Origin of the sequence: Streptomyces sp. NPDC021356, from assembly GCF_040641015.1 — a bacterium.
Classification (GTDB): domain Bacteria; phylum Actinomycetota; class Actinomycetes; order Streptomycetales; family Streptomycetaceae; genus Streptomyces.
Map to the genome: position 1 here is coordinate 20673 of NZ_JBFACU010000027.1, position 7832 is coordinate 28504.

Consider the following 7832-nt stretch of genomic DNA (forward strand, 5'->3'; position numbering starts at 1 on the left):
AACGCTGGACAGCACACCGGCGTTGACTCATCGAATCCGCTTTGAACTGGGAAGACACGGCAGGCTGGCAGAGCATCAGCCGCTTTGGCAACGCTCGGCAAATCCTCGGGAAGCGAGCCGGAACGGTTCGAGGAACGAGCCACAGAGGGGCGGCCGACGGCTTTCACCGGGCAGAAGGGCTTGCCAGGACTGCGTCACTAGAGCGCCGCCTGAGCGTACGTTGCCAACTCGCCCACGAGGTTGGCAATCTGTTGCCATGAAGGTGGCAACAGATTGCCCGCCGAACGGGGGGAGGCCCCGGAAGTGAACGCGATCTCCCACGGTGACCGATGGGTTCACCTCAACACCGCGGGCCTGGGCCGCATGCCGGCCCCCGCACGCGCGGTCCTGCTGGAATGGACGCGCCACGAGGACCGCCACGGGCCCCACGAGCTGGAGGAACACCTCCACGACGAGGTGCGGCACGAGCTGGACGACCGGCTCGCCGCACTGCTGGGCACACCGCCCGGCGACACCGTCCTGTTCACGAGCGCCGCCGACGCGTTCGCCACCGTCCTGTCCCGGCTGCCGCTCGGCCCGCGCGACCGCATCTGGACGACTCCGTACGAGGGCGCCGCCAACCTCACCACCCTGTTCGCGCTGCGCGACCGCGCCCGCTGCGGCCTGGACGTCGTACCGCTGCGCCCGGACGGCGACCTGGACCTGGAGTGGATGGCCGCGCACATCGACGACGACGTCGCGCTGGTCTCCGTGGCGTACGTCCCGGCGGGCTGCGGCATCGTCAACCCGGTGGAGGAAGTGGGGCGCATCCTCGCTCCGTACCGCTCGCTGTACGCTGTCGACGCGTCGTACGCCGTCGGCCAGCTCCCCGTGGACGCGGCCCGCATCGGCTGCGACCTGCTCACCGGAGACGGCTGGCGGTTCCTGCGCGGCCCGGAGTCCGTCGGATTCGCCTACGCCGCACCGAAGCTGAGGCAGGCCCTGGCGCCGCACCGCGTGGCACCGCTGGTCGCGCCGCACGGCGCCGCCGTCGCCGCGCTGAACACGGCCCTGGCCCACCCCGCGCCGGCCGCCGCCCACCGGGACCTGGCACCGGGGCTGCGCGCGGCCGTCGAGGAGGTGCCCGGCACCGAACTGATCGCCCCCGGGCGGACCCAGTCCGGCATGCTCACCTTCCGGCACGCCGGGCTGCCCGCCGCGCTCATCAGGCGGCGGCTGGCGGAGCGCGGGGTCGTGGTGTGGAAGACGGTGGGGCAGGAGACGCCGCTGTTCCTGCCGGGACGCGGGGTCACCACGGCCGTACGGGCCTGCGTGCACGGCGACAACGCGGCGCAGGACGTGGACCGCTTCGCCGAGGCCCTGCGCGAGGTCGTGCACGACGCCGCACGCGCGGCGGCCGTGCGGCACGAGACGGCCGCCGCGCCGGCCGCGCACGCGCTGTCCGGCGTGCCCGCCGCGTCCCGGGGCGGCCTGCGGGCGGTGGCGTCCGTGCCCGGGCAAGCCGGCCCGGCTCCGGCCCCCGCCCCGGCGCGTGCCGGAGCCGGGGATGCGGGAGCCGGGGGTGCGGGAGCAGGGGGTGCGGGAGCAGGGGGTGCCGGGCGGCGCCCGGCGGGTCGGCACCATCTGACCCTGGTCCCGGCTCCCTGAGCGAAGCCACCCCTGAACGAACCCCGGTCACGGACGGAAGCCGTGGCCGGGGTTCGCCACGTGTCCGGGCAGTGTCCGGGCAGGTGCCATGTGATGCCACTCTGCGCCGTGTGGCGCCAGGTGGTGCCGAGGTGGTGCCACTTCGACTCCGCGAAGAGCGGCTGTCGAGGCTTGACGCCACCCTGGCTCAGACTTCGGATTCTCGTTTCCCCAGGTCAGGCCAGGTAGCCTCGGGTGTGGCGCCATGGACGGTCCCGCGAGTGTGTCATCGGGCTTGCATGTGGCGCCATGGTGGTGCCATGATGACGTCATGGACCTCAACCCGTATGTCGACACCCTCCGCCGCGAACTCGCGGTGGCCGCCGAAGCCGGCGGGGAGGACGCCCGTGAGCTGGCCGAGCGGCTCACCGCCCCCCTGGAGTCGGCGACCCGGCTGACCATGCTCAACGTGCTCTCCGCCGCGATGGACGAGATCACCCGTGAACTCGCCCCCGGCTCGGTCGACGTACGGCTGCGCGGTCTCGACCCCGACTTCGTGGTGACGCTGCCGCCCACCGGCACCGGCCCCGCGGAAGCCGTCGCCGCGCCCGTCGAACCGCTCCGGGCCGCGGCACCGGCCGACAGCGAGGAGGGCGGCACCGCCCGCGTCAACCTGCGTCTGCCGGCCCACCTCAAGGCGCGCGCCGAGGAGGCCGCGAGCCGCGAGGGCCTGTCGGTCAACGCGTGGCTGGTCCGGGCCGTGTCGGCCGCGGTCGACGGCGGCGCCCGGCCGCGTACGCCGGACAGGACCCGCGCCACCGGAACCGCCGAGATCACCGGGAACAGCTTCTCGGGCTGGGTGCGCTAGCAGCGCCCTCGGCCGCACCACTGCACGCTCCCCACTTCACCCGCACCGCGCTCACCTGCGCGGATGCCTCCAGGACTCATGAGGACGGTACAGCCATGCCTTCTTTCGACACTCCCGGACCGATCGCGGTGACCGCCCACGTGGGCGCCGGTTCCGTCCAGTTCACCGCGGGCGACCGCACCGACACGGTCGTCTCGGTGCAGCCCGGCGACCCGAAGCGGGACAAGGACGTGCGGGCCGCCGAGCAGACGGAGGTGGACTACGCGAACGGCGTCCTGACCGTCAGGACCAAGGAGCGCCGGTTCATCGGACCCAGCGGCGCCGTCGGCGTCAGGGTGGAGCTGCCCGAGGGCTCGGACATCGACGTGACCGGCTCCTGGATCCAGGTGCTCGGCGAGGGCCGGCTCGGCGAGGTCCGGGTGAAGACGTCGGTCGGTGACGTCCGCCTCGACGCCACCGGGCCGCTCCACCTGACCTCCTCGCACGGCTCCGTCACCGTGGACCGGGTCGAGGGCGCGGCCGAGATCACCAGCAGCTCCGGCAGCGTGCGGGTCGGGCTCCTCGACGGCCCCGCCGTCCTGAAGAACTCGCACGGCACCACTACCGTCGACGTCGCCACCGGCGAGCTGCGCGTCAGCGGCGCCAACGGCGACATCGACATCCGGCGCGCCGAGGACTCGGTCACCGCCGTCACCGCGAACGGCACCCTCCGGGTGGGCGAAGTGGCGCGCGGCAACGTGCAGTTGAAGACCTCCTACGGTGCCATCGAGGTCGGCATCCGGGAGGGGACGGCCGCCTGGCTCGACGCCCACTCGGACTCCGGGCAGGTGCGGAACAGGCTCACCTCGTCCGACGCCCCGGCGCAGACCGAGGAGACCGTCGAGATCCACGCCCGCACCCGGCACGGCCACATCGACGTCGTCCGCGCCAAGGCCTGACCGCTCCGCACGCACCGGCCCCGCTCCACCCGCTTCTCCCGGCACTTCTCCTGGTACCTGGGCCGCCCTCTCTCCCGGCACCTCTCTGCCGTACCTCTCCCGCCACTTCTGCCTTCGAACGGAGGGCTCCATGCCTTCTTCTGTCATGCCCACGCCCAGGCAGGGCGACGGCCACCCGTCGCCGGCCGCCGTCTCCGCCGTCGCTCTGCGCAAGTCCTATGGCGACAAGACCGTCCTCGACGGCATCGACCTGCGGATTCCCGCCGGCTCCGTGTTCGCGCTGCTCGGGCCGAACGGTGCCGGCAAGACCACCACCGTGCAGATCCTCTCCACGCTCATCAGCGCCGACGGCGGACAGGCCCAGGTCGCGGGCCACGACGTCGCCGCCTCACCGGCCGGGGTGCGCGCCGCGATCGGTGTCACCGGGCAGTTCTCCGCCGTCGACGGGCTGATCACCGGCGAGGAGAACATGCTCCTCATGGCGGACCTGCACCACCTGTCCAAGCGGGAGGGGCGGCGCGTCACCGCCGAACTGCTGGAGCGGTTCGACCTCGTGGAGGCCGCGAAGAAGCCCGCCTCCACCTACTCCGGCGGCATGAAGCGCCGCCTCGACATCGCGATGACCCTGGTCGGCAACCCGCGGATCATCTTCCTCGACGAACCGACCACCGGCCTCGACCCGCGCAGCCGCCACAACATGTGGCAGATCATCCGCGCGCTCGTCGCCGACGGCGTCACCGTCTTCCTCACCACCCAGTACCTGGACGAGGCCGACGAACTCGCCGACCGCATCGCGGTGCTCGACGACGGGAGGATCGCCGCCGAGGGCACCGCCGAGGAACTGAAGCGGCTCGTCCCCGGCGGGCACGTGCGGCTGCGCTTCTCGGACCCGGCCGCGTACCGCGGCGCGGCCCTGGCGCTGGGCGAGGCCACCAGGGACGACGAGGCGCTGGCGCTGCAGATCTCCAGCGACGGCAGCCAGCGCGACCTGCGCTCCGTCCTCGACCGGCTGGACGCGGCCGGCATCGAGGCCGACGAGCTGACCGTGCACACCCCCGATCTCGACGACGTGTTCTTCGCCCTGACCGGCGGCACCGGACGGCCGGGGCAGCCCGACCAGACGCAGCAGCCGGGACGGCCCGGCCGGTCGCCGCAGTCACAGCAGCCGAACCAGTCCAAGGAGAACGTCCGATGAGCAACTCCCTCTCCCTCGCCCTGCGCGACTCGTCCACGATGCTGCGGCGCAACCTGCTGCACGTCCGCCGCTACCCGTCCCTGACGCTGAACCTGCTGCTCACGCCGGTCATGCTGCTGCTCCTCTTCGTCTACATCTTCGGCGACGTGATGAGCGCCGGCATCGGGAGCGGCCACGCGGACCGGTCCGAGTACCTCGCGTACCTCGTCCCGGGCATCCTGATGCTGACCATCGGCGGCACCACGATCGGCAGCGCCGTCTCGGTCTCCATGGACATGAACGAAGGCATCATCGCCCGCTTCCGCACGATGGCGATCCACCGCGGGTCGGTGCTCATCGGGCACGTCGTCGGCAGCGTGCTCCAGTGCGTGATGAGCGTGGCCCTCGTCGGGGCCGTCGCGGTGGCCATCGGGTTCCGGTCCACGAACGCCACCGTCGTGGAGTGGGTCCTGGCGTTCGGCCTGCTGGCGCTCGTCTCCCTGGCGCTCACCTGGATCGCGGTCGGCATGGGCCTGTCCAGCCCGAACGCCGAGGCGGCCAGCAACAGCGCCATGCCGCTGATGATCCTGCCGCTGCTGTCCAGCGCCTTCGTGCCGCTCGACGCGATGCCGGGCTGGTTCCGGCCGTTCGCCGAGTACCAGCCGTTCACGCCGGCCATCGAGACCCTGCGCGGGCTGCTGCTCGGCACCGAGGTCGGCAACAACTGGTGGATCGCCGTGGCCTGGTGCCTGGGCCTCGCGGCACTCGGCTACCGCTGGTCGAAGGCGCTCTTCGACCGCGACCCGAAGTGATCGCGGCCGGCAACGTGCGCGACGCCGAGGGCGGCGTACCCGGACATCACGTCGGGGTACGCCGCCCTCGGCGTCCGCGCGACCGCCCGGGGAGGGGGGAGGCCACGCGATCACCTCACTTCATGTGGTCCTTCAGGGCCGCGATCACCTCCGCGGCCTGTGTGTTGAGGTAGAAGTGCCCGCCGGGGAACACCCGCAGGCCGAACGGCCCCGAGGTGTGACTGCCCCAGGCGCGCGCCTCGTCCAGCGTGACCTGCGGGTCGTCGTCCCCGGTGAGGGCGAAGAGCGGGCAGGACAGCTTCGGGCCCGCCGTCCAGCGGTAGGTCTCCGCGGCCCGGTAGTCGGCGCGGACCGCCGGCAGGATCATGCGCAGCACCTCGGGATCGCCGAGCACCTGCGTGTCGGTGCCGCTGAGCCGGGTGATGTCCGCGATCAGGCCGTTGTCGTCCTTCAGGTGCACGCGCTCGTCCCGTACGGTCGACGGCGCGCGCCGGCCCGAGGCGAACAGGCCGTGCAGCACGGTGCCGCGCGCCTCCAGGCGGGAGGCGACCTCGAACGCCAGGGAGGCGCCCATGCTGTGCCCGAAGAACGTGACGGGCCGGTCGGCGCACCACGGCGCGAGTTCGTCCACCAGGACGTCCGCGAGCGCCGGAATACTGTCGAGGCAGGGCTCGTGCCGCCGGTCCTGACGGCCGGGGTACTGGATCGCCAGCACGTCCGCGTGCGGGGCGAGGGTGCGGGAGACCGGGAAGTAGAAGGAGGCGGAGCCTCCCGCGTGCGGGAAGCACACCAGACGGTGCGCGGCCTGCGGAGCGGGATGGAAACGCCGTATCCACGCACCGGTCTCGACAGTTGCCTCGGTGGTCACGTCAGGCTCCACTTCTGTTTCTGTGTCGTCGTCGTCACCAGTGACCTGACGGGACGTCAGGCAGCGGGTGCGGGTGCGGGTGCGGGTGCGGGTGCGGGGGTGGATGTGGGGGTGGATGTGGCTGCGGATGCGGATACCGCGGCGGGGGCTTCCTCGATGATCACGTGAGCGTTGGTGCCGCTGATGCCGAACGAGGAGACCCCGCCCCGGCGCGGCCTGCCGGTCTCAGGCCACGGCTGCGCCTCGGTGAGCAGCCGCACGTGCCCGGCCTCCCAGTCGACCTGCGGGGTCGGCCGGTCCACCCCGAGGGTCTTCGGCAACAGCCCGTGCCGCAGCGAGAGGACCATCTTGATGACGGAGGCCACCCCGGCGGCGGCCTGCGTGTGCCCCAGGTTGGACTTCACCGAGCCGAGCCACAGCGGCCGGTCGGCGGGCCGGGCGCGCCCGTAGGAGGCGAGCAGCGCCTGCGCCTCGATCGGGTCGCCCAGCTTCGTCGCCGTGCCGTGCGCGTCGACCGCGTCGACGTCGTCGGGCCGCAGCCCCGCGCTGTCCAGGGCCTGCCGGATCACCCGCTGCTGCGCGGGCCCGTTGGGCGCGGTCAGGCCGCTGGACGCGCCGTCCTGGTTGAGGGCGGAGGAACGGATCACGGCCAGGACGCGCCGCCCGCCCCGCAAGGCGTCCGACAGCCGCTCCAGCAGGATCATGCCGGAGCCCTCGCCCCATCCGGTGCCGTCCGCCGCCGCCGCGAAGGACCGGCACCGCCCGTCCCGGGACAGCCCGCGCTGCTTGGTGAAGTACTGGAAGGTCTCCGGGGTGACCATCACCGTCACCCCGCCCGCCAGCGCCAGCGAGCACTCTCCGGACCGCAGCGCCTGGCTCGCCAGGTGCAGCGCGACCAGCGAGGACGAGCAGGCCGTGTCGACGGTCACCGCCGGGCCCTCCAGGCCCAGCGTGAACGCGATCCGCCCGCTGATCAGACTGCCGCCGGTGCTGGCGCCCTCGTACTCGTGGTACATCAGCCCGGTGAACACCCCCGTCCTGCTGCCCTTCAGGGACAGCGGGTCGATGCGTGCGTTCTCGACGGTCTCCCAGGCCGTCTCCAGCAACTGCCGCTGCTGCGGGTCCATCTCCAGCGCCTCACGGGGCGAGATGCCGAACAGCTCGGCGTCGAACCCCGCGGCGTCGGCCAGGAACGCCCCCTGCCGGGTGATGCTCTTGCCGGGGGCGCCGTCCTCGGGGTCGTACAGGCCCTCGACGTCCCAGCCCCGGTCGGTGGGGAAGTCGGTGACGCCGTCCCGTTCCTCGACGAGCATCCGCCACAGATCCTCGGGGCTCTCCACCCCGCCGGCGAACCGGCAGGCCATGCCCACGATCGCGATCGGCTCGGCCTGACGGCTCGCGAGCCGCTCGTTCTCCGTGCGCAGCCGTTCGTTCTCCATCAGCGAGGCGCGCAACGCCTCGACGATCTCGTTGGTGTCCACGTGGCTCGGGGCCTCCCCCTCGGTCCTCGTTCTCGGTTCCTCGGTACGGAACGTCCTCGGTTCCC

At 72.6% G+C, this 7832-nt stretch carries 6 protein-coding genes and 1 pseudogene; 5 read left to right on the forward strand and 2 right to left on the reverse strand.

Translation table 11 applies throughout. The annotated features are described in order from the left end of the window. Window positions 1–303 precede the first annotated feature (303 nt). From AB0G56_RS29990 to AB0G56_RS30010, 5 genes are all read left to right on the forward strand, one after another. Window positions 304–1647 carry an aminotransferase class V-fold PLP-dependent enzyme gene (locus tag AB0G56_RS29990; RefSeq protein WP_360975184.1) on the forward strand — a complete coding sequence of 448 codons (1344 nt, stop codon included), beginning with the start codon at window positions 304–306 and terminating at the stop codon, window positions 1645–1647. 310 nt (window positions 1648–1957) lie between these two features. Continuing rightward, window positions 1958–2494 (forward strand): toxin-antitoxin system HicB family antitoxin, encoded by a 537-nt coding sequence (locus AB0G56_RS29995; protein WP_360975187.1) that lies wholly within the window; start codon window positions 1958–1960, stop codon window positions 2492–2494. Between the two features lie 95 nt (window positions 2495–2589). After that, complete coding sequence (locus tag AB0G56_RS30000) at window positions 2590–3432, forward strand: DUF4097 family beta strand repeat-containing protein (protein WP_360975190.1); 843 nt, start codon at window positions 2590–2592, stop codon at window positions 3430–3432. Window positions 3433–3562: 130 nt separating this feature from the next. Further along, a complete protein-coding gene (locus tag AB0G56_RS30005; protein WP_360975192.1) occupies window positions 3563–4627 on the forward strand; it encodes an ATP-binding cassette domain-containing protein in 1065 nt (354 codons plus the stop codon). Next, a complete protein-coding gene (locus tag AB0G56_RS30010) occupies window positions 4624–5418 on the forward strand; it encodes an ABC transporter permease (protein ID WP_360975194.1) in 795 nt (264 codons plus the stop codon). The genes AB0G56_RS30005 and AB0G56_RS30010 overlap by 4 nt, the downstream gene beginning before the upstream one ends. A gap of 115 nt (window positions 5419–5533) precedes the next feature. Here AB0G56_RS30010 and AB0G56_RS30015 read toward each other — a convergent pair whose 3' ends face one another. Both AB0G56_RS30015 and AB0G56_RS30020 read right to left on the reverse strand, forming a co-directional pair. Further along, window positions 5534–6286, reverse strand: a complete 753-nt coding sequence (locus AB0G56_RS30015) for an alpha/beta fold hydrolase (RefSeq protein WP_360975197.1) — start codon at window positions 6284–6286, stop codon at window positions 5534–5536. A gap of 140 nt (window positions 6287–6426) precedes the next feature. After that, a pseudogene (locus AB0G56_RS30020) lies at window positions 6427–7767 on the reverse strand (beta-ketoacyl synthase N-terminal-like domain-containing protein); the annotation flags it as partial. Window positions 7768–7832 lie beyond the last annotated feature (65 nt).